Below are 23,153 nucleotides of genomic sequence, written 5' to 3' on the forward strand. Positions count from 1 at the left end.
TGTGATTACATAATATCGTTTTATCGGACAAAAGACAATCTTTAATTATCCCATATATCGGACAGATTTTCAATATAAATTCCGTTTTCTCGTACTTTCTTTAAATTTCTTTATTTTACTGTTTACTTTAACGTACAAAGTGTTATAATAATTGTATGTTATACCGTACACAATAGGAGGGAATAAAATGAGCATAGGTGAAAATATTAAAACTCTTAGAAAAGCAAATAAAATGAGTATACGAGATTTGGTTGAAATTAGTGGCGTTGGTAAATCAACTATAAGTGATATTGAAAATGATAAAGTGAGTCCTACTGCTGCTACTCTCCAAAAAATAGCAACTGCTTTAAATGTTTCAGTAAATGATTTATTTGATGATAAGAAATGTAATGTAAAAATTCCTGAGAGGTATTCAAATAAAAAAGAAATTGCTCAATATAATGAATTTATAAAAGATGCTGGGGAATTTTTCATGGATGATAGTGTTGCTGAAGAAGATAAAGAAAAAATATTTAGAGATATAACCGAACTATTTTGGAAATCAAAAGAAATTAATAAAAATAAATATACTAAGAAGAAATAAGGGGTTGGGGATATGATAAATATACCTGTAAGAGTAAAGCATTTAGTTCAAAAATATGGTACCCGTGATCCTTATAAACTAGCTAATTATTTAGGTATAAATATAGAGTACAGATATTATTCAGATTCTACAAAGGGTTACTTTTTAAAGATACTTAGAAATAAGTTTATTATTATAAATCAAAACCTTACGGACCATGAAAAAGAAATAGTCCTAGCTCATGAACTAGGACATGCTATTTTACATCACAATAAAGACATACGTTTTATAAGGGAATTTACTTTGTTCCCAACCGGTCGTTATGAAAATGAAGCTAACAAATTTGCTGCTGAACTATTAATTAATGAAAAAGATATAGATAAGTATTGTTTAGAGAATTTATGTTTAGAACAGTTAGCTTCTTATTTCTGTGTACCTAAAGAATTAATAAAATATAAATTCGATAAATTTTTTTAGTTTCTAATCGAACATAAGTTTGCGAAAGGAGTAATTAAATGATAGCTATATACTGCAGGGTATCTACAGAAGACCAACAAGAAAGAAAAACAATTGAAAATCAAATAGAGTTTTCTAAAAAATATTGTGACTTACATGAACTTAAAGTATTTAAAATCTATAAGGAGGATGGTATTTCTGGTACTATTCCTTTAGAAGATAGACCTCAAGGAAAGCAACTTATCCAAGATGCTAAAAATAATAATTTTGATACTTTACTATTATATAAATTAGATAGACTTGGTAGATCTGCTAGAGTAACACTAAATTCAATACATATGTTAGAAGAATTAAATGTGCAAATTAAATCTATGACAGAACCTTTTGACACCTCTTCACCTTCTGGTAGATTTATGATAACTATGTTAGCTGGAGTGGCTGATTTAGAACGTTCTACTATTTTAGAACGTATGCAACTTGGTACCAATAGAGCAGCTAAAGAAGGTAAGTGGCTAGGCGGAATAGTTCCCTATGGCTACTATGTAGATGAATTTAAATACTTACAAATAAACAATGACATTATACCTGGTTTAAATTTAAGTGAGGCTGATATAATAAAGTTAATATTTAATCTTACAGTTGAAAAGCATTATAGTACCGTTAAGATATGCGATTACTTAAATGCTATGAATGTTCCTACTAGTTACCAAAAAGATAATAGAAAAGTCTCTAAAGGTAAACGAAAAATAAATACTGCAGGTGTATGGAGACCAGGCAACATTTTAAGAATGCTACGTAACACCACTTATAAAGGTATTCATAGTTATGGAAAAAGGTCTAATAAAAAAAAGGATGTAATAACTAGAGAAGTTCCACCTATAGTGGATATAGAAACATGGGAAAAAGCACAACATGTAATTGAGGATAATAAAATAGAAGCTTCAAGAAACCATAAAAGAAATTATTTATTAAAAGGGCTTATAAAGTGCAGCTTATGTAATAGAACTTATGTTGGAGCTACGTATGGCGAAAGAGGATATTACGTATGTAATGGCAAGATAAGTTATAGAGGAAAATGTAATTCGAAAAATATAAACACTAATTATATAGAATCTATTGTTTGGAATGATATAACTAACTTTGTTAACAATCCAGGAGAAACAATAGAAATATTAAAAAATAATCTGAAAACTAAGCACGACAGTAAATTGGATTTACTTAAGCAAAAAGAACTATTAGAAAATAATATGCATGGTAAAGAACATGAAAAGCAGTCTATATTAGATTTATTTAGAAAAGGCATTATAAATTCACATGATTTAGAGCTACAGATAAGTAAAATTACTACAGAGTATAATAACATTAAAAACAATTTAAACTCACTTACAACTGAATTAGAAACTTTAAATGACATTGAAGATTATACTAAAGTTGAAGAAATGTTAAAAGAAATGAAAATTAAAATAAATAATCCTAATATAACTTTTCAGGACAAAAGACAAATAGTGAAAATATTAGTAGATAAAATACTAGTGAGTACTATACAGGAGAATAATTGTAAAAAGGCTATATTAAATATAAAGTATTCATTTATCAAAGTAGAAAATCTCACGGTCAAGGATTCATAGCTGTCAATAAAATAAAATCACTTGGATATGTATAACTCCCCTTAAGTCTAGTTATGTTTATTTTCTTTTCTTCTAAGGGTTCCCTTAAAGTTTCTAGTATGTTTTTTTTAAACTCCAAAAGTTCATCTAAAAATAAAACTCCCTTATGAGCCAGAGAAATTTCCCCTGGAACTAGATTACTGCCACCTCCAATTAAGGCTGTTCCTGTAGTTGAATGATGAGGAGTTCTAAAAGGAGGAGAAAAACTAATTTTATCTTCTTTTAGTTTTCCTAAAATACTGTAAATTTTTGCAACTTCTAAAGCCTCTTCATAGTTCATAGAAGGTAAAATACTTTTAAAAGCTTTAGCTAACATAGACTTCCCAGAGCCACAAGGACCATAAAGTAAAATATTATGCCCTCCAGCAGCAGAAATTTCTAAAGCTCTTTTTGCATTCTCTTGTCCATATACATCTTGAAAGTCTATTTCATTAATTTCTTCCTCTATATTTAAATTATTATTTTTATAAGGCATAAGATCCTTATATTGTATGAAACCAATAACTTCTTTTAAATTATTCATAGGATATATATTTACATCTCTAACTAAAGAAGCCTCACCTATATTTTTAAGGGGTAATATAAAATTTTTATACCCCTTTTCCTTTGCACTACATATAATAGGAAGGATTCCTCTTACCTTATTTATGCCTCCGTCTAAAGAAAGTTCTCCTAATATCATGGTTTCACTTAAACCTTCACAATTTATTTGATTTGAAGCAGCAAGAATTCCTATAGCTATACTTAAATCAAAAATTGATCCTTCCTTTTTTAAGTCTGCTGGAGCTAAATTTACTACTATTCTCCCTAAGGGAAATTCGTAGGAAGAATTTACTATAGCTGACCTAACTCTTTCTTTTGATTCCTTAATAGAAGTATCTCCTAACCCTACTATATTAAAAGTAGGAAGTCCTTTAGATATATCCACTTCTACTTTTACATTCTCTCCAATTATGCCTTTAACAGTAGAACTATTTAAATAACTAATCAAATTATTTCTCTCCTTTTAAAATATATATCTAAATTATTGACTAATTTTATAATTAAATACATAACTCTGTTTAAAAATATTAATTAAGGGTATATTTATAAAAAACACTAGGAGATAAAATATAAATGAATATGTTAAATAAAGATATAGGTTATTATGGTGAGCGCTTATCTATAGCGTATTTAAAAGAAAATAACTATACTATTTTAGAAAAAAATTTTCTGTGCAAACTTGGTGAAATTGATGTTATAGCGAAAAAAAGAGATGTAATTTCTTTTATTGAAATTAAAACTAGATACTCAGATAAATATGGAAAACCCATGGAAGCAGTAAATTTTTATAAAAAGAAAAAAATAATTAATGCTTCTAAATTCTACATTCAAAAAAATAAGTTAAATGATTTTTTTATAAGATTTGATGTATTAGAAGTATATTTAAACTATAATATGAAATTTAAAATAAATTTCATCGAAGATGCTTTTAGAATAGGTTTTTAAATTTATTTAAATAATAAGTTAAGCTTCTGTAAAATTTCAAGTATTGCAACAGAAGCTTAACTTGTATTATTATGTAACTACTTCCTTATTTATTTAAAGGATCATATATAATAAAAATCCCCTTCTTAGTCTCTATTGATTAAAATACTAATATCCAAGACTAGATAAAAAACTTCTCCTATGAATTTCACATATTCCCTGTGTTTTAATAGCTTCTATATGCTCCCTAGTACCATATCCCATATTTTTTTTGAAATTGTACGTGGGATAATTTTCAGCATATCTTTTCATTAGTTCATCTCTATAAACTTTAGCAATTATAGATGCACAAGCTATACTAGAACTTTTAGAGTCACCCTTTATAACATGCTTATTTAATACACCATTCCAGTTTTTTATCCTATAGCCATCTGTTAAAATTAGGTCCGGCTTAATTTTAAGTCCAGCTATAGCTCTCTTAAATATTTCATTATTACATGTAGCAATACCATACTTATCTATTTCCTCATTAGAAATCTCTACTATACTATAATCTAAAGCACTCTCCTTTATTATTTTACTTAGCACTTCTCTTTTTTTTTCCTTTAATTTTTTAGAGTCATCTATATAGTTAATTATGTGGTTTAAATCTAATATTACGGCAGCCCCAACAATAGGGCCAGCTAAAGGACCACGCCCTACTTCATCAACTCCAGCTACATATCTAATACCTTTAAAATTCCTATCAAATTCATATAATTTTTTTACTCTGGAACAGTCCAAATCAAATTTTTCTTTAGCCCTATAAAGTTTATTATATATATCCTGAATTCCTTTACGTTGATCTTCTTCAAGACATTTTAGGAACTCCAAGAACTCTTGTTCACTACCATATTTTTCTATATCACTTTCATATTTAAGAGAATAGTTTTTTACTTCTTTAACTCCTAAATTATTTATATCATAAGGTAAATTCATGTTATTACTCCTTAAGACGGTCTAAAGATATGCCACCTAGTTTACCGCCTCTAAATTCATCTAAAAGCATTACAGAGGCTCTATTGTAATCTATAAGTCCTCCTGACATAACACACCCACGTTTCCTACCTATATTTTCGAGGTTTTCTATAGGTGACTCTGAAAGCTCTTGTAACTTATATCTAGATTTTAAATTTTCCCCATAATTTGATTGAAGATTTTCTACTAATTTTAGTGCTAATTCTTCAATATCCATAATTTCATCTTTTATTGCACCTGTAAAAGCAAGCTTTAAGGCTACTTCTTCATCTTGAAACTTAGGCCAAAGAACTCCTGGTGTATCTAAAAGTTCTATACCATATTTAGTTTTAATCCATTGATTACTTCTAGTGACACCTGGTTTATCTCCAGTTTTCGCACTTTTATTATTTGCCATTTTATTTATAAAAGATGACTTTCCAACATTAGGTATACCAACTACCATAACTCTTATTACTATATTTTTAAGTCCCTTTGCTTTTAGCCTATCATGTTTTTCTTTTAATAATTCATTTAAAGCGGGTTTTACAGCTTTTAACCCTTCTCCTGTAACACTATTGGTTTTAATAACTTTTGTGTTACCATTGCTTAACTTATTAATCCATTTTTCAGTAGTCCTTATATCACTTAGATCAGCTTTATTTAATAAAATGACCCTTGGTTTGTCTTTACAAATGTTATCTATATCAGGATTTGCACTAGAAGTAATAATTCTAGCATCTCTAATTTCAATTACAGCATCTACTAACTTTAAGCTCTCTATTAAAGCCCTCTTGGTCTTTGCCATATGACCGGGATACCAATTAATATCCATAAAAAAACACTTCCTTTCCTATTTAAAAAAACTTATGAAAAAAGGGACTTAAAAAGTCCCAATTTACTATAATCTTTCTTTTACTTTTGCAGCTTTACCAACTCTATCTCTTAAGTAGAATAATTTAGCTCTTCTTACTTTACCTTTTCTTACCACTTCAATCTTATCAATGGCAGGTGAATTAACTGGGAAAGTCTTTTCTACTCCACAGTTATAAGCAACTCTTCTTACAGTAAAAGTTTCTCTAATTCCACCATTTTGTCTTTTAAGAACTGTTCCTTCGAATATTTGGATTCTCTCTTTGCTACCTTCTTTAATCTTAATGTGAACTTTAACAGTATCTCCAACTCCGAATTCTGGTAAGTCTTTTCTAAGTTGTTCAGCTTCAATTGATTTTATTATTTCTAACATATGTACAACCTCCCACAAAGTATTAGACGTTCATGGTCACATAACATGACAGAGGACCGCCCGGAATGCACAAAATAAATTTTACCACAGTAGAAAACTATAATCAAGTATTTTTATTTAAATCTTTCAGTATTTTTTTCTCTTCATTATTAAAATTATATTTTCTATATAAATCTTCTCTATATCTTTTAGTAATTAAAAGTGATTGAGCTTTTCTCCATTTCCTTATATTATCATGATGCCCTGACAGTAAAACTTTAGGAACAATTTCTCCTTCAAAGTTTTCTGGTCTGGTATACTGAGGGTACTCTAAAAGTCCATTATAAAAAGATTCTTCCTCATAACTTTCAGCACTAGATAGTACTCCTGGGATTAATCTTGAAATGCTATCTATTATTGGGATACATGCAGCTTCTCCTCCCGTTAATATAAAATCCCCAAGAGATATTTCTTCATCTATATATTTTCTAACCCTCTCATCAATTCCTTCATAATGTCCACATAAGAATATCAATTCTTTCTCTTTAGAAAGATCCTTAGCCATACTCTGATTAAAGGTCTTTCCCCTTGGTCCTAGGTATATAACTTTGCCCTTATTAAAGTTTTTTACATGCCTTATACAATCAACTATAGGCTTAGGAGTCATAACCATACCTGCTCCACCCCCATAAGGATAATCATCTACTTTCTTATGTTTATTATTAGAAAAATTTCGAATATCATGAGATTTTATGCTCAAGATCCCTTTTTCTCTAGCTCTTTTAATTATACTATAATCAAAAACAGAAAAGTATTCTGGAAACAAGGTTAATATATCAATTTCCATTACATCCACTCACTTACTGGTTTTATAATAATTCTTGAATCTTTTATTATAACAGTATCAATTACAGACCCTATGGCTGGAATAAGTAGTTCACCGTCTTCTGACTTAACCCAGTATACATCATTGCTCCCTGTTTCTATTACATCATATACAGTTCCTAGAAATTTATTACTTGTGTCATATACTTCGCAGCCTATTAAATCCGCTATATAGTACTCATCTTCTGGAAGTATTACACCATCTTCCCTTTTAATCTCTAGATACTTATTTTTATATTTCATAACTTCATCAATTGAATCTATTCCTTCTAGTTTTAAAATCACCCTATCAGTTTGAAATTTGCAGTGTTCTATTTTATATTCTTTATTGTCTATTAACACATAGGGTAATTTTTTAAATCTCTTAGGATCATTTGTTAAGGGAAATACTTTTACCTCTCCTCTTACACCATGAGGTTTAGAAATTTGACCAATAACCAAATATTCTTTCAAAGGCCTTCCTCCTTAAAATATAAGATTATAAAATAAGAGTTAGGCTCCCCTAACTCTTATGTACTTAAATTATTTCAACAACTACTCTTTTATTTTCTTTAATAGCTGAAGCTTTAACAACTGTTCTGATAGCTTTTGCTATACGACCTTGTTTACCAATAATCTTGCCCATATCTTCAGGAGCAACTTTTAATTCTAATATTATTGATTGCTCTCCAACTACCTCATTTACCTGAACTAATTCTGGATTATCTACAAGTGACTTGGCAATTACTTCTAATAGCTCTTTCACGCGAGATACGCCTCCATTCATTATTTGCAGATACCTGCTTTGTTAAATAATTTTTTAACTGTATCTGAAGGTTGAGCTCCATTTTTTATCCATTGAGCTGCTTTATCTTCATCAACTTTGAAAGTTACTGGTTCAGTTGTTGGGTTGTAGTAACCTATTTCTTCTATGAACTTACCATTTCTTGGTGCTCTTGAATCAGCAACAACTACTCTATAGAAAGGAGCTTTTTTAGCACCCATTCTTTTTAATCTGATTTTAACTGCCATATATTTCACCTCCTTAAAATTTAAAACTATTTATCAAAAAGGTAATTTACCAAAAAGACCTTTTTTAGCATTCTTTTGGAACCCTTTTGTTTTCTTCATCATTTTCTTCATCATTTCGTAATCTTTTACTAATTTATTAACTTGTTGAATTGTATTACCAGATCCATTTGCAATTCTTCTTTTTCTTGAAGGTGCACTAAGTAATGTTGGATTTCTTCTTTCTTCAACAGTCATAGAATTAATTATACATTCTATTTTTGTAAGTTCTTTTTCACTTTGACTTAAATCTATTCCTTGAAGTTGTTTTGCATTAACCCCTGGTATCATCTCTACCAATTTGTTAAGTGGACCTAACTTTTTCATTTGCTTCATCATGGATAAAAAGTCTTCAAAGTTAATATCATTACTTAGCATCCTATTTCCTAATTCTTTAGCCTCTTCTTCATCTATAGCTTGCTGAGCTTTTTCTATTAAACTTAATACATCACCCATGCCTAATATTCTAGAAGCCATTCTATCAGGATAGAAAACCTCAAGATCAGACATTTTTTCACCCACACCAGCAAATTTAATTTGTTTTCCCGTAATAGAACTTATAGAGAGTGCAGCTCCGCCTCTTGTATCACCATCTAATTTAGTTAAAACAACACCTGTTATATCTAACTTATTATTAAAGGTTTCAGCTACATTAACGGCATCCTGACCAGTCATAGAGTCTACTACAAGTAAAATCTCAGAGGGTTCAGCTTCTTTTTTAATATCTTCAAGTTCTTCCATAAGAACCTCATCTATATGAAGTCTTCCTGCAGTATCTATTATAACTACATTGTTTCCATTACTCTTAGCATGTTCAATAGATGCTTTTGCAATATCTACTGGAGAGACTTTATCTCCCATTGTAAATACTGGAATATCAATTTGACTTCCAACAACTTGTAATTGTTTTACAGCAGCTGGTCTATAAACGTCACATGCAACTAGTAATGGTTTTTTATTAGATTTTCTTAAATTTAAAGCTAATTTACCACACATAGTAGTTTTACCTGCACCTTGAAGCCCTACAAGCATAATAACAGTAAGTCCTTTGGTGGAAAACTGTAGTTTAGCTTCTTTAGTTCCCATTAAATTAGTTAACTCATCATTAACTACCTTAATTACTTGTTGTCCTGGAGTTAAGCTACCTAAAACTTCTTCTCCCATGCATTTTTCACTTACAGTTTTTATAAAGGTTTTAACTACTTTATAGTTAACGTCTGCTTCTAAAAGGGCAAGTTTTACTTCTCTCATAGCTTCTTTTATATCTTTTTCAGTAAGCTTACCTTTCCCTTTTAACTTTTTTACAGCATCTTGTAACTTTGAGGATAAACCTTCAAATACCATAGAAGTAACCTCCTAATTTAATTCCTTCAGCTGACATTCTATTTTATATATAATATTATGAACTTCAGTTTGTTCTAACTTATTAAGTTCTTTTAAATTTTCTTGTATATTATTTTTTATACTTTTTATTTTTTTACTTTTATTCATAAGCTGAAGTTTTTTTTCATATTCATATAATAATTTTTCACATCTTTTTATAGTATCATGAATTGCTTGCCTACTAGTACTAGAGTTCTCTGCAATCTCTGATAATGAAAGATCATTATTAAAATATAAGTCCATTATATTTTTTTGTTTATCTGTAAGTAACATACCATAAATATCAAATAAAATAAGTATTTCTGTACGCTTATCCATTAAATCACCTTAAACACGAATTTAATAATAACAGATTAATTTTTTCATGTCAAGCTTTTTTACTTAACACCAGAGATTTAGCACCTAAATTCCAGTGAAATTTTTATTTTTACTGGAATTATATTTTTTTACAATTACTTAAAGGGCTGGTAAGCCCGCAGACCGATAGGTCGCAAAAATAGATATACTTACCCCTACCCCACGAAATCTTAATAAATAATTTCCAATTTTATTTTAAAGTTAAGTTTTTACAAATAGTGGATTGATCCAGTCATCTTCTATAGTAAATCTCTCATCTCTTATATCCTCAACAATATCTATTTGAAGCATTCGTTTTTTTCTGAAGGATCTTATACACCTAAAAAAGTACAATTGCATCAAATTAAATGCTAGTATTAAAAACATTACCACTGTTTCTACGCCCGTAGGGCTATGAAGAAAACAATGATCTAAATGCCACTCAGTTTTTAACTGATGAAAAACATTGTTTTCAATGTCCCATCTTTTATGCATTATTTTCCATAGAGTTTCTACTGACGTAAATTTGTCTGTTGTTATAATCCATGCCTCTTTAAATTGTACCTTATCTCCAGTATGAACTTCTTCTATAAATTTTATAAATCTTACTTTTACTTCTGAATCAGCCATTTCAAAATTACCTTCATCCCAAGCTTTTATCTGTACATACTTTTTGCTTCCCTTATGAACTATCCATTCTTTATTTGCCTCACGGCATTTAAATAAAGCTAATGCATCTTTTACAATGTGCAGTCGGTCATCTTTAACTCGTACTACTGCATTCATTCCTAATGAAAGTACTTCTTTTATCCAAGTAGATTTACAATATAAAGCATCAGCTACTATAATATCTGCAAAATGATGATACTCTTTATAAAGCCTTCTAATTAGTCTTTTACCTCCTGTGATTTCACCTTCATCTTTATCCGATCCGTCTTGTTTTGGTTCAAGCATTTCTTGACCTAAAATAAGATGATGGTCAGAACCTACAGTTGCACAAATCACTGATCTGTGGAAATAATGAGTTAAGCCATTTTTATCAACTCTTGTAAGACATTTATCACAGCATTTTTTAGTACTTTCAAATAGTTCTACACCGTCTATAGCAACTACTTTTAAGCTATCTATTGTACCATTTCTAAATACCTTATTTTTTACAGTAGTTTTTATTATATGTTTAAGGATTTCTTTTAATCCATCTAAATCAAAATCACTTAAACAACGCCTAACGGCATCAATACGTGGCATTTTAGTTTTTTTAGGTAGTACTTTTTTAAATTTATCTTTTTTAAGCCAATGTTCTAATCTGTTGAAACTCCTTATCTGAAGCATAAATCCAAATAATACCACAAAGGTAATTGTTGAAACTTTTACTGGAGATTTTACTTTTTTATCTTTTAGGGTATTGATTTTTTCTCCAAGATGGTATACCTTAGAGAAGTAAGTGAGCATTTGTTTTAAATAACTTTTGTTCATTTTATCAGCATCCTTTTTATCTGTTGTTTTCGCAAAACTTATTATAAAAGGGATGCTTTTATTATGCAAATTTTTTCTATATAATTTCCAGTAAAAATCGGAATTAACACATTTATTAATACTCACTCATAAAACATTATAAATCAACGGACTATCGTCCTAAAAATTTTTTAAGTGCTAAACTTCTGACTTAACACCCCATATTTTTTTTAGGCTTTTTTAAACATTTTAATCTAACACAACTTTTTTTAAAATAAAGCTTCAACAAAGGCCTCAGGATTAAATTCTTGTAAATCCTCCATACCCTCGCCTACACCTATGTATCTTACTGGTATATTAAGAGAATTTTTAATTGAAATAACTATGCCACCCTTTGCTGTGCCATCTAATTTGGTTAAAATTATTCCGTTTATATTACATACTTCTTTAAATTGCTTTGCCTGCTGAACTGCATTTTGTCCTGTAGTCCCATCTAACACTAAAAGAGTTTCTACATTTTTAGTTCCAAATTCTCTTTCTATTATTCTGTTTATTTTACCAAGCTCATCCATTAAATTCTTTTTATTGTGCAACCTTCCTGCTGTGTCACAAATTAAAACATCAGCATTACGAGCTTTTGCTGCCTGAATTGCATCGAAAACTACAGCACCAGGATCTGCACCTTCTTGATGATTTACAATGTCTACTCCTACACGATTACTCCATACTTGAAGCTGATCTATAGCAGCAGCTCTAAAAGTATCCGCTGCGGCAAGAATTACTTTTTTATTGTTTTCCTTATATCTATGAGCAATTTTACCTATGGATGTAGTTTTACCTACTCCATTTACTCCAATTACAAGAACAATTTTAGGATATTCTTCTTCATTCTTTTCTTCTTTTAATATTTCACTTAAAACTTCTTTTAAACATAGCATAACTTCTGAAGGATCTTTAATCTTTTTTTCTTTAATTTTAGCTTTTAATTTTTCTATAACATCTAAAGTTGTATCAACTCCAATATCCGAAGTAATTAGAGCCTCTTCTAATTCCTCATACATTTCCTCATCAATTTTTACAGCAAAACTTAAAACTTCTGTAACTTTTTCAGTGAAATTATCCCTAGTCTTTGCTAGTCCTTCTTTTAGTTTATCAAAAAAATTTCCAAACATAATTAGCACCACCTTAATTATTAATGTTTTTATTCAAATCCACAGATACGACCTTAGAAATTCCCTTTTCCTCCATGGTTATTCCGTAAAGCGCATCACTTACTCCCATAGTTCCTTTTCTGTGGGTTATTACTATAAACTGTATTCTATCGGAAAATTTCTTTAAAAATTCTGCATAGCGCAAAACATTGGCATCATCTAAGGCAGCTTCTATTTCATCCAATATGCAAAAAGGTGTAGGCTTCATTTTTAAAATAGAAAATAAAAGCGCAATAGCAGATAATACCTTTTCACCACCAGACATTAGATTTATATTTTGCAATTTTTTTCCTGGTGGTTGAACATTTATATCAATTTTACCTGAGAGTTCATCTCCTTGTGATAAAATTAAAGAAGCACTTCCTCCCTTAAATAATTCCGTAAATGTTTCATGAAAATACTCATTTAATTTTTCAAAGTTATCTTTGAAAACCTCTTTCATCTTTAATGTCATTTCATTAATAACTGTAAGTATCTCTTTTTTTGACTCCTCTAGATCTTCTTTTTGAGTACTCATAAAAGTATACTTTTCCTTAACTTCTTTATACTCTTGAATGGCTCCAACATTTACCATGCCTAAGCTATTAATTTTAGCTTTTAAATTTTCAATTTCTTTTTTAGTATTGTAAATATCTAAATTAGAGTTCTTATAATCTATAGCCTCTGCATAAGTTATGTTGTATTCTTCATTTAATCTTTCTAGAATAGAATTATACTCTGTTTCAAACCTTGTAAGATTCATTATAACTTTATTAAGTTCTTTATTTATAGATTCTTCTTCTATGGACAGATTTTCTATTTTACCTGAAAACTCATTAATTTTATCTTTTAATTTTAATCTATCTATGTTCTCTTCTTTAAATTTCTCATCAAATAACTTTATATTTTCTCTTAAACTTAAAAGTTCCATTTTATTAAAACTTATTAGTTTATTATACTCTGTTAAATTTTTATTTTCTTCATTTCGTAAAGAAGAATATTTTCCAATCATATGATCTTTTTCTGTAAATTCAACTTTTAGTTCTTCTAATTTTACTTCCTTGTTAGATAGATTTTCATTTAAAGCAGCAAGCGCAATTTTTTTCTCTATAGCTTCTTCTTTTATATAATTAAGTTCTTTATTTGAACTTACTAGTTTATCCTCTAAGTCTCTTATATTATCTTCTAAGGTTTTCTTATTTATACTTAAACTAGAAGTAGATTGTTCTATAAAATTTAAGTTATTTTTATATATATTTATTTTTGATGCATAATTTTTTACATCATTTTGTAATTTTTTAAATGTGTTATTTCCCTTATTTTCTTCTTCTAAAAGAGAATTTATCCTTTCTTTTAACTTAATTATATCTATATTTTCTCCGTGAATAGTATCTCTTAGATTTAAATTATACTCATCTAATTCAGAGATTCTATTATTATATTCTTCTATTTTTATGGTAGTAGATTTTATCTCGTCTTTTAACTCTTCTATTCTTCTACTTAATTCATCAATTTCTCTTTTTCTACTAATTATATTAGAACTTTTGCTATAAGTGCTACCTCCAGTAAGAGACCCTCCTACATTTATAACTTCACCAGAAAGGGTAACTATCCTATTGCTATAAGATGTGAGTTTAGCTATATGTAATGCACTTTCCATATCTTCTGCTAATATTACATTACCTAAAACAAACTCTATAGCATTTTTAAATTTATTATCATAAGATAGAATATCACTAGCTCTTCCAAGGAACCCCTTTATATTACTAAAATCTAATTTAGTATTTATATGTCTACCCTTAACTATGTTAAGAGGAAGAAAAGTTGCCCTTCCTAGGGATTTTTCTTTTAAATAACTTATTAATATTTTAGCCTCTTCTTCCGTATCAGTAATAATATTTGATATACTTCCACCAAGAGCTATTTCAATAGCTGTTTCAAATCCTTTTGGTACATTGATCGTTTCTCCTAGGACAAAAGCATCTGTAACTTTTTTTACGAATCCATTTTCTATATGTTCCATAAGTTTTTTTACAGCTTTTGTGTATCCTTCATATTGTTTTTCTAAATTAGATAAAATATTAAGATTAGCTTCTAACTTATTAAATTCTATATTTTTAGACTTATGCTGATTTTTTATATTGCTTAATTTACTTCTAAAAATAGAAATTTCTTTAGTGTTTTCTTTTATACTTTCTTCATAAGTCTTTACTTTTTCTTCTATATCTTTGCATTGTTCCTCTAACTTTTTTCTAGTGTTAGCATTTATTTTAATTAGATTCGAAGTATTTTCTGTAACTATGTTTATTTCTTCTATTTTATCTAGTAAAACTTTAATCTCTCTATTTAAATTTTCTTTTTCTTTTTCACTTTTTAGCTCATCTTCAATTACTAGTTTAAGTTTTTCTTTTAAGTTATCTAATTCCATATTACTTTCTTTAAAATATCCTTCAAATTTAGATAACTCTTTTTCATATATGCTTAATCCATTTTTTAACTTAAGTTGTTTTTCTCTTAAAAATTCAATTTCTTTTTCTGTATCATTTCTATTTATTAATAAGTTTTGCAATTCTCTTTGTAATTTTGCTATATCTTCTTCATATCTTTTTATTAACAGTTCTGCATTTTTAATTTTTTCACTAATTACTTTTAGTTCCATTTCTGTATTATTAATTTTTTCTTTATAGTCATAATATTCTTGTAGACTTCTCTTATTTTTTTCCTCATGTTCTTCTAAAAGTAATGTGTATTTTTCAAGCTGGCTTTTTAAATAATTTTTATTTTTTATGAATTCTCCAAGAGATTCTTCTTTACTCTCTTTTTCATTTTTAAAAGTAAAAACTTTTTTCTGTATTTGGTCTATATTATGTATAATTAATCCCAGATCTTTTTCTTTTAATTCCTCAGATAAGGATAAGAATTCTTTGGCTTTTTCCATATCCAATCTTAAAGGTTCTAATCTCTCTTCATAAGTGGATAATATATCTGTAATTCTAGTTAAATTTTCATTTGTTATATTAAGTTTTTTTTCTGCCTCTTCTTTTCTGTTTTTAAACTTAACAATACCTGCTGCTTCTTCAAGCAAGGCCCTTCTTTCTTCTGGTCGCCCACTTAATATAGCATCAATTTTACCTTGTCCTATAATAGAATATCCTTCTTTTCCGATTCCTGTATCCATAAAAAGTTCTTGTATATCTTTTAACCTACATTTAGTATTGTTTATAAGATATTCACTTTCTCCTGAACGATAAAGTCTCCTCGTAACTTTAACCTCAGAATAATCAACCTTAAGTTCTCCTTCCTCATTATTTAATATAAGAGATACCTGAGCAAGTCCAACTGGCTTCCTAAATTCTGTTCCAATGAAAATAACATCCTCCATCTTAGCTCCTCTAAGATGTTTTATACTTTGTTCACCTAAAACCCATCTTACAGCATCAGAAATATTACTTTTTCCACTACCATTAGGACCAACTACAGAAGTAATCCCTTTTTTAAAATTTAATTCTGTTTTGTCAGCAAAAGATTTAAAGCCTCTTATTTCTATTGATTTAAGGAACATAAATCCATCTCTCCTAATAGTTATCTAATTAAAATTGATAAAAATGTTACAGCTATAAATATAATTAAAATTAGTATAGCCATTATTTTAGTACTTTTTTCCCTTTGACGTTTATTCATGAAAACACCTCTTAAAATTTAATTATTTCATTATATAAGTTTATTATATTTATTTTAAAATATCAAATAAATATAATATTAAAATTAAAAACCGTGATTTCACGGTTTTATTTAACTATTCTATAAACTCATCCTTTTTCCTTCCTCAGACTTGTTGTTAAGGAACTTCATATATGATAATTCTATTTCTTCTTTACATGTATCTATGACTACTTTATCTAGATCCATACTTGGGTCTTGCACAACTGTAATATCATAAGCACCATGTTTTTCTTTGTAAAAATTAAAATAATATTTCTTATTAGAATATAATTTTGAAATATTCTTAGGGTTTATTTTTAGTAAAATATCACTGTTAATTTTCCCTAAATTCATATAGGTAAATATCATTTCATTTAAGAGACTACTCTCCATTAACTCCCTAAAGGCTGGATGAAAAGGTCCACATATAAGTTCTGCATTCTCATTAATATCTTCAGTTGGCTGAAGTCCTACTCTTACTACATTTATCCCTTTAGAAACTAGTATACTATAGGTTATTTTACACACTTCTATAGCATAAAATAATGTATATGGTTCGTATTGTCCCCTTTTAACCATAGTTTCCATAGGAGTATCTTTTATTACTAAGGCTGGATATATTCTAGCAATTTCAGGATGAATTTTGCTTACTTTAACTGCAGTTTCAATATCCTTTTTCATAGTATCCCCTGGAAGTCCAAGCATTATTTGAATTCCTAGTGTAAATCCAAATTCCTTTATAAGTTTACTTGCACTATAAACATCTTCATCACTGTGACCTCTGCCTGAATATTTTAAAACTTCTCTGTCTAAGGATTGTACTCCAAGTTCTATTATATCTACAGAATATTTTTTTAATAAACCTAATCTCACATTATCTATGTAATCTGGCCTTGTAGATAACCTTATATAATCTATGTCCCCTTGAGTTTTATAAGAAAACGCCACTTTTAATAGTTCTTCTTGTTTGTTCATAGGAATAGCTGTAAATGTGCCTCCAAAAAAAGATATTTCTACAATAGCATCTTTATTTTTTGTTTTGTTTATTGTATATAAATAAGTTTTTATTATATGATTAACTCTGTTTGGATCCAGTTCTTCTTCATTAACCATAGTTATTTTTTTCTTTCCTGTAATTGTGTTTTGATTACAAAACACACAATCATGAGGACATCCTATATGAGGTACAAATACCGGAATTATATAATGATTTTTACTCATTTCTCTTCTCCATATCTTGAATAACTTCTTTAGCTGCATTTTGTTCTGCTTCTTTTTTGCTAAAGCCAGTACCTTTTCCATAGGGTGTTCCATTAATAGATACTTCAACATGGAAAATTGGTCTATGAGGTGGCCCTTCGCAAGAAGTTAGGTTGTATACAATTGCTATTTCCCCATTTTTTTGTAATAATTCTTGGAGCCTAGTTTTATAGTCTAGAATTATTTGATTTTTAATAGCTTTTTCAATAGTTGGCATAAAATTATCTAATATAAATTTTCTTGTAAATTTCAATCCTTTGTCTAAATAAACGGCTGCAATAATAGCTTCTACACAGTCAGCTAATATTGAATTTCTAGTTCTTCCACCAGTCTGCTCTTCTCCCTTGCTCATTATTATAAATTGTCCAAGATTCCATTTTTGAGCTATTTCATGTAAGGAACTTTCACAAACTATTGTTGCTCTTATTTTAGTTAATTCTCCCTCTAATTTATCTTTGCAGTTTATATATAGATACTCTGAGATAACAAGTTCTAATACAGCATCTCCTAAGTATTCTAATCTCTCATTATAGGAAACATTCTTTCTTTGATTTGCATAGGAACTATGTGTTAAAGCCGTTCTTAATAAGGATTTATTTTCAAAATTAATTGCAATTATTTTCTCAAGCTCATTAATTGCAGGTTTTCTTTGCATAATTTGTTAACTCCTTTAATTTATATTTAAAAAAATTTAGTCCCGCATTGCGGGACCATATTATTCATCAACACGAGATTTTATGTATTCCACCACATCTCCTACAGTTGTAACCTTTTCAGCTGCTTCATCAGGTATTTCTATATCAAACTCTTCTTCTAGTGCCATGATAAATTCTACAACATCTAGAGAATCTGCTCCTAAATCATCTACAAAAGAAGCCTCCATTGTAACCTCATCCTCATTAACACTTAATTGTTCTACTATTATATCCTTCACTTTATCAAAAACCATACTTACTCCTCCAAATTAATAGTATTTTTAATGTTTATAAATAAATATTAATCGTTTTCAATATATTTATCAACTACTTTTTATAAATATATTAATACTTTATATTATCTTTTCTATATTTATATGTATTATTCTTAAATTTATATCTAAATATTTATTTTTTTATATCTTCTATATTTATATTCTCAATTTCTTCCTTTATTTCTTCTATAACCTTATTATCATAAAAAAACTTAGCTTGCTTAATAGCATTTTTAAAAGCCTTTGCATCAGAACTTCCATGAGCTTTTACACATATACCTTTAACACCTAGAAAAGCAGCTCCTCCAACTTCTTTGTAGTTAAAGTTCTTTTTAAACTTCTCAAATACAGGTTTTAAAAGCACTCCTCCAATTTTAGTTCTAAAAGAACTCATTATGTTTTCTTTTAAAGTAGATAATATTGTACTTGCTACTCCTTCATACATCTTCAGAATAGTATTTCCCACAAACCCATCACAGACTAGAACTTTTACATCTCCCTTTGGAACTTCTCTTGGTTCTACATTTCCAACAAAATTCAAGTTTGCATCTTTTAAAAGTTTATAAGTCTCCTTTGTAAGTTCATTACCTTTTTCTTCTTCCACACCTATATTTACAAGTCCTACAGAAGGATTTTTAATGTTTAAAACTTTTTCAAAATAAACCTTTCCCATAAGAGCAAATTGGAGTAAATTTTTAGGTTTACAGTCTACATTAGCACCACAATCTACTACCATAAACTGACCGTTTTTACCTGGCATAATTGGAGCGAAAGCAGGTCTATCTACCCCTTTTATTCTTCCTATAATTAATGTGGCTCCTGTTAGTAATGCCCCTGTACTTCCTGCAGATAAAACTGCATCTGCCTTACCTTCTTTTACTAAATATAGAGCCCTACTTAAAGAAGAATTTTTTTTTCTTCTAATAGCCATAGCAGGATGCTCATTATTGCTTATAACTTCTTCTGCATTAAATACTTCAATTCTATCTTTATCATATTTGTATTTGTTTAATTCCTCATGTATTCTATCACTTGGTCCTGTTATAATAACCTTAAGACTATTATCTTCCTTAGAAGCTTCTATACATCCTTTAACAACTTCTTGTGGACTATTATCTCCACCCATACCATCTACTGCTATAATCATATACTAACCTCACTTTAAAGTATTTATACTTAAATAGTTTATATATATATTATATCATATTAGCAAAATTTGTAGAGTAGATTTAAGAAAAGTTTATCTTTCCCTTTCACCCATCAAACTATTAATGTGATTTTATAGGATATAAAAATAAAAGAAAGTCTTTCGACTTTCTTATTATTTATCATCAGATACTACCTTTGTATTTTTGTAATATCCACAACTTTTACATACTCTATGAGCTAATTTAAATTCATGGCATTGAGGACATTCCACTATACCAGGCATGCTTAGCTTAAAGTTTTGAGCTCTTCTTTGATCTCTTCTTGCTTTTGAAGTTTTTCTCTTTGGATGAGCCATTATAAACACCTCCTTAACCTATGAATAAAGTTTATACATTACTTATTATCATTTAATAAGTTTTTAAGCTTTGCAAATCTTGGATCCAATAAGGGTTCTTCCTCTATTTCTTCATCTTCTACAATACAAGTACAAGATGAAAAATTTAGGTTAGTTCCACAACTTGTGCAAAGCCCCTTACAAGATTCTGTACACAATGTCTTAACTGGAAGGTTTAAAACTAAATTTTGTTCAATAATACTGTATAGATCTACAGTACTATTTTCTATAATCCTCTCTTCTTCACTAGGATATTTAGAAAAAACTTCTTCTACATCAAACTCTACTTCCTTAGTAAATTCTTCTAAACATCTGGAACAAGAAAAGACTAAAGAAGTTATAAAATTACCTTTAAATATGTATTGTTCTGACTTTTTTCTAAAAATCCCATTTAAAGTAATTGGAGAACTATATTTTATTTCTTCATCTCCTAAAATCAGCTTATCCTTCTCAATTATTGTATGTACTTCAATTTCATCTTTTTTTCCATTGATTAATTGAATTAAATCAAATTTCATTAATACATACCTCTTGAATAAGATTATTATATATTAAACAAGAGTTATTATATAGATATTACGTATAAAAGTCAAGTTTATTTTTAAAGAAATGTTTCGAGTAAAAGAAGTTTTACTCGAAACCTGAAGAACATAAGTCTATTATTTGTTAATTAAACCAACAGTTTCTTTTGCTATCATTAGCTCTTCATTTGTTGGAATTACAAAGATCTTAACTTTTGAATCATCAGCACTTACTTCTACTGCTTTTCCTCTAACATTATTCTTTTCTTTATCTAATTTAATTCCTAAGAAATCCATGTTTTCACAGATTATTTCTCTTGATCCTATAGAATTTTCTCCTAATCCTGCTGTAAATACAATTGCATCCACACCATTCATAGCAGCAGTATAAGCTCCAATATATTGTTTTACTCTATAGTGGAATACATCTAATGCAAGTTTAGCTCTATGATTACCTTCTTTAGCAGCATCCTCTATATCTCTAAAATCTGAACTTACACCTGATATACCTAATACACCAGATTTTTTATTCATTAATTGATCTATTTCATCAACTGATAAATCTTCTTCTTTCATTAAGAATGGAATTATTGCAGGGTCTATATCCCCACATCTAGTTCCCATAACTAATCCTTCAAGTGGAGTGAATCCCATTGAAGTATCTACAGACTTACCATTTTTAACTGCTGTTAAACTTGCACCATTTCCTAGGTGACAAGTAATTATTTTAAGATCTTCTATGTTTTTGCCCATCATATCTGCGGCAACGCCTGATACAAATTTATGAGATGTACCATGCATTCCATATCTTCTTACTGAATGTTTTTCATAAGCTTCATATGGAAGAGCATATATATATGCTTCTTCTGGCATAGTTTGATGGAATGCTGTATCAAATACTACTGACATTGGTGTATTTGGCATTAATTTTTTACATGCATTTATTCCAATAATATTTGCTGGATTATGTAGTGGAGCTAATTTTGCACATTTCTCTAAATTAACCATAACTTCATCGTTAATTATTACTGATTTAGCATATTTTTCTCCACCATGAACAACCCTGTGTCCAACTGCAGAAATTTCGCTCATATCACTAATTACACCATGTTCTTTGTCTGTTAAAGCACCAAGAACTAATTCTATTGCAACTTGATGGTCTTTCATTGGAGTTTCTATTATATGTTTATCTTTTCCATCACCTTTATGAGTTAATATAGAACCTTCTATTCCTATTCTTTCTACTAAGCCTTTTGCTAAAGCTTTTTCAGTTTCCATATCAATTAATTGATATTTTAATGATGAACTTCCACAGTTAATAACTAAAACTTTCATTTATTTTCCTCCTTAAATTTCTATATATATTAAATTTAAAATACTAACTAAGCTTGTGCTTGAACTGCTGTTACTGCAACAACATTCACTATATCTTCTGGACTACATCCTCTTGATAAGTCATTAATAGGCTTTGCAAATCCTTGACATATAGGTCCTATTGCTTCTGCTTTAGCAAATCTTTGAACTAATTTGTAACCTATGTTTCCTGCTTGTAAATCTGGGAATATTAAAACATTTGCCTTTCCAGCAACAGGACTTTCAGGTGCCTTTAGCTCTCCAACTTTTTTTACTATAGCAGCATCTAATTGAAGTTCCCCATCAACTAATAAATCAGGTCTTTGTTCTTTAGCAAGACCTGTTGCTACTTTAACCTTATCAACTAATTCATGTTTTGCACTACCCATAGTAGAGAAGGATAACATAGCAACCTTTGGTTCTATTTTACAAAGATTTCTAGCTGTTTCAGCAGTTGATATAGCTATTGAAGCTAATTCTTCAGAATTTGGATTTGGATTTACTGCACAATCAGAGAATAACAAAAATCCGTCCTCTCCGTATTCACAATCTGGTATATTCATTAAGAAAAAGCTTGAAACAACTTTTATTCCAGGTGCAGTTTTAACTATTTGAAGACCTGGTCTTAAAAGATCTCCTGTAGTATGAATAGCTCCAGATACTAAACCATCTGCATCACCTAGTTTAACCATCATAGTACCATAGTATAGTGGATCTTTCATTGTAGATAATGCCTTTTCTTCTGTCATGCCCTTGTGTTTTCTAAGTTCATAAAACTCTTTAGCATAATCATTAAGTTTTTCTGATTTTTCAGGGTCTATGATTTCTATACCTGAAATATCTACTCCTAATTCTTTTGCTTTTTGCTTTATAGACTCTTCATTGCTTACAAGGACTACTTCTGCTAACCCTTCTTTTTGAATCCTTTCACTAGCTATTAAATTTCTTTCTTCATCACCTTCTGGTAAAACAATTCTTTTTTTATTTTCTTTTGCCATACTCCATATCTTATTCATTAATTCCATATGTCTTCCCCCCATGAGATATAATGTTTTACATAAAAAAGGTTACACATGCACATTAATAATATAACCTTTTTACCACTTTTATTCAAGTTTTACTTTGATATTTTTTT

Annotated in this window: 25 protein-coding genes; 4 read left to right on the plus strand and 21 right to left on the minus strand. The window is 28.9% G+C overall.

The window, feature by feature from the left end; translation table 11 throughout:
* Positions 1 to 187: 187 nt before the first annotated feature.
* From FNZ64_RS08725 to FNZ64_RS08735, 3 genes are read left to right on the plus strand one after another with little or no spacing between them, the layout of a single operon-like run.
* Complete coding sequence (locus tag FNZ64_RS08725; protein ID WP_142414423.1) at positions 188 to 583, plus strand: helix-turn-helix domain-containing protein; 396 nt, start codon at positions 188 to 190, stop codon at positions 581 to 583.
* A 12-nt stretch (positions 584 to 595) separates the two neighbouring features.
* The gene (locus FNZ64_RS08730; RefSeq protein ID WP_142414424.1) at positions 596 to 1,039 is read left to right on the plus strand and encodes an ImmA/IrrE family metallo-endopeptidase; all 444 of its coding nucleotides are present in this window, start codon (positions 596 to 598) and stop codon (positions 1,037 to 1,039) included.
* A 38-nt stretch (positions 1,040 to 1,077) separates the two neighbouring features.
* Positions 1,078 to 2,646 (plus strand): recombinase family protein, encoded by a 1,569-nt coding sequence (locus tag FNZ64_RS08735; protein ID WP_142414425.1) that lies wholly within the window; start codon positions 1,078 to 1,080, stop codon positions 2,644 to 2,646.
* Here FNZ64_RS08735 and FNZ64_RS08740 read toward each other — a convergent pair.
* Positions 2,633 to 3,676 (minus strand): YifB family Mg chelatase-like AAA ATPase, encoded by a 1,044-nt coding sequence (locus tag FNZ64_RS08740; RefSeq protein ID WP_142414426.1) that lies wholly within the window; start codon positions 3,674 to 3,676, stop codon positions 2,633 to 2,635. The two genes, FNZ64_RS08735 and FNZ64_RS08740, sit on opposite strands and share 14 nt — an antisense overlap.
* Before the next feature lie 125 nt (positions 3,677 to 3,801).
* On the opposite strand from FNZ64_RS08740, the gene FNZ64_RS08745 reads away from it, so the two are divergent.
* Positions 3,802 to 4,173 (plus strand): YraN family protein, encoded by a 372-nt coding sequence (locus FNZ64_RS08745; protein WP_142414427.1) that lies wholly within the window; start codon positions 3,802 to 3,804, stop codon positions 4,171 to 4,173.
* A gap of 147 nt (positions 4,174 to 4,320) precedes the next feature.
* Here FNZ64_RS08745 and FNZ64_RS08750 read toward each other — a convergent pair whose 3' ends face one another.
* The 20 genes from FNZ64_RS08750 to pta form a co-directional block, all read right to left on the minus strand.
* The gene (locus FNZ64_RS08750) at positions 4,321 to 5,130 is read right to left on the minus strand and encodes a ribonuclease HII (RefSeq protein ID WP_423244943.1); all 810 of its coding nucleotides are present in this window, start codon (positions 5,128 to 5,130) and stop codon (positions 4,321 to 4,323) included.
* A 4-nt stretch (positions 5,131 to 5,134) separates the two neighbouring features.
* Positions 5,135 to 5,983 (minus strand): ribosome biogenesis GTPase YlqF, encoded by an 849-nt coding sequence (gene ylqF, locus FNZ64_RS08755; protein WP_142414428.1) that lies wholly within the window; start codon positions 5,981 to 5,983, stop codon positions 5,135 to 5,137.
* 66 nt (positions 5,984 to 6,049) lie between these two features.
* Positions 6,050 to 6,394 carry a 50S ribosomal protein L19 gene (gene rplS, locus FNZ64_RS08760; RefSeq protein WP_142414429.1) on the minus strand — a complete coding sequence of 115 codons (345 nt, stop codon included), beginning with the start codon at positions 6,392 to 6,394 and terminating at the stop codon, positions 6,050 to 6,052.
* A gap of 103 nt (positions 6,395 to 6,497) precedes the next feature.
* Positions 6,498 to 7,220 carry a tRNA (guanosine(37)-N1)-methyltransferase TrmD gene (trmD, locus tag FNZ64_RS08765; RefSeq protein WP_142414430.1) on the minus strand — a complete coding sequence of 241 codons (723 nt, stop codon included), beginning with the start codon at positions 7,218 to 7,220 and terminating at the stop codon, positions 6,498 to 6,500.
* On the minus strand, positions 7,220 to 7,711 hold the full coding sequence (gene rimM / locus FNZ64_RS08770) for a ribosome maturation factor RimM (protein ID WP_142414431.1): 492 nt from the start codon (positions 7,709 to 7,711) through the stop codon (positions 7,220 to 7,222). The genes trmD and rimM overlap by 1 nt, the downstream gene beginning before the upstream one ends.
* A gap of 64 nt (positions 7,712 to 7,775) precedes the next feature.
* Positions 7,776 to 8,003 (minus strand): KH domain-containing protein, encoded by a 228-nt coding sequence (locus FNZ64_RS08775; protein WP_142414432.1) that lies wholly within the window; start codon positions 8,001 to 8,003, stop codon positions 7,776 to 7,778.
* Positions 8,004 to 8,023: 20 nt separating this feature from the next.
* Positions 8,024 to 8,269 (minus strand): 30S ribosomal protein S16, encoded by a 246-nt coding sequence (gene rpsP, locus FNZ64_RS08780; protein ID WP_142414433.1) that lies wholly within the window; start codon positions 8,267 to 8,269, stop codon positions 8,024 to 8,026.
* Between the two features lie 33 nt (positions 8,270 to 8,302).
* Positions 8,303 to 9,649, minus strand: coding sequence for a signal recognition particle protein (gene ffh / locus FNZ64_RS08785; protein WP_142414434.1), 1,347 nt, complete (start codon positions 9,647 to 9,649; stop codon positions 8,303 to 8,305).
* Positions 9,650 to 9,661: 12 nt separating this feature from the next.
* The gene (locus tag FNZ64_RS08790; RefSeq protein WP_142414435.1) at positions 9,662 to 10,006 is read right to left on the minus strand and encodes a putative DNA-binding protein; all 345 of its coding nucleotides are present in this window, start codon (positions 10,004 to 10,006) and stop codon (positions 9,662 to 9,664) included.
* A 240-nt stretch (positions 10,007 to 10,246) separates the two neighbouring features.
* Positions 10,247 to 11,500: a transposase gene (locus tag FNZ64_RS14935; protein WP_142413796.1), complete on the minus strand. Its 1,254-nt coding sequence runs from the start codon at positions 11,498 to 11,500 to the stop codon at positions 10,247 to 10,249.
* 248 nt (positions 11,501 to 11,748) lie between these two features.
* On the minus strand, positions 11,749 to 12,651 hold the full coding sequence (gene ftsY, locus FNZ64_RS08800) for a signal recognition particle-docking protein FtsY (protein WP_142414436.1): 903 nt from the start codon (positions 12,649 to 12,651) through the stop codon (positions 11,749 to 11,751).
* A 13-nt stretch (positions 12,652 to 12,664) separates the two neighbouring features.
* Positions 12,665 to 16,231 (minus strand): chromosome segregation protein SMC, encoded by a 3,567-nt coding sequence (gene smc / locus FNZ64_RS08805; protein ID WP_142414437.1) that lies wholly within the window; start codon positions 16,229 to 16,231, stop codon positions 12,665 to 12,667.
* Positions 16,232 to 16,470: 239 nt separating this feature from the next.
* Positions 16,471 to 17,592 carry an elongator complex protein 3 gene (locus tag FNZ64_RS08810; protein ID WP_142414438.1) on the minus strand — a complete coding sequence of 374 codons (1,122 nt, stop codon included), beginning with the start codon at positions 17,590 to 17,592 and terminating at the stop codon, positions 16,471 to 16,473.
* Positions 17,585 to 18,286 (minus strand): ribonuclease III, encoded by a 702-nt coding sequence (gene rnc, locus FNZ64_RS08815; RefSeq protein WP_142414439.1) that lies wholly within the window; start codon positions 18,284 to 18,286, stop codon positions 17,585 to 17,587. Before rnc ends, FNZ64_RS08810 begins: the two co-directional genes overlap by 8 nt.
* A gap of 60 nt (positions 18,287 to 18,346) precedes the next feature.
* A complete protein-coding gene (gene acpP, locus FNZ64_RS08820; protein WP_142414440.1) occupies positions 18,347 to 18,580 on the minus strand; it encodes an acyl carrier protein in 234 nt (77 codons plus the stop codon).
* A 154-nt stretch (positions 18,581 to 18,734) separates the two neighbouring features.
* A complete protein-coding gene (gene plsX, locus FNZ64_RS08825; protein ID WP_142414441.1) occupies positions 18,735 to 19,748 on the minus strand; it encodes a phosphate acyltransferase PlsX in 1,014 nt (337 codons plus the stop codon).
* Positions 19,749 to 19,922: 174 nt separating this feature from the next.
* On the minus strand, positions 19,923 to 20,105 hold the full coding sequence (gene rpmF, locus FNZ64_RS08830) for a 50S ribosomal protein L32 (protein WP_142414442.1): 183 nt from the start codon (positions 20,103 to 20,105) through the stop codon (positions 19,923 to 19,925).
* Positions 20,106 to 20,143: 38 nt separating this feature from the next.
* Complete coding sequence (locus tag FNZ64_RS08835; protein WP_142414443.1) at positions 20,144 to 20,662, minus strand: YceD family protein; 519 nt, start codon at positions 20,660 to 20,662, stop codon at positions 20,144 to 20,146.
* Positions 20,663 to 20,803: 141 nt separating this feature from the next.
* The gene (locus FNZ64_RS08840; protein ID WP_142414444.1) at positions 20,804 to 22,000 is read right to left on the minus strand and encodes an acetate/propionate family kinase; all 1,197 of its coding nucleotides are present in this window, start codon (positions 21,998 to 22,000) and stop codon (positions 20,804 to 20,806) included.
* Positions 22,001 to 22,047: 47 nt separating this feature from the next.
* On the minus strand, positions 22,048 to 23,043 hold the full coding sequence (pta, locus tag FNZ64_RS08845) for a phosphate acetyltransferase (protein WP_142414445.1): 996 nt from the start codon (positions 23,041 to 23,043) through the stop codon (positions 22,048 to 22,050).
* Between the last annotated feature and the right edge of the window lie 110 nt (positions 23,044 to 23,153).

This window comes from Hathewaya massiliensis (assembly GCF_902143515.1).
Classification (GTDB): Bacteria; Bacillota; Clostridia; order Clostridiales; family Clostridiaceae; genus Hathewaya; species Hathewaya massiliensis.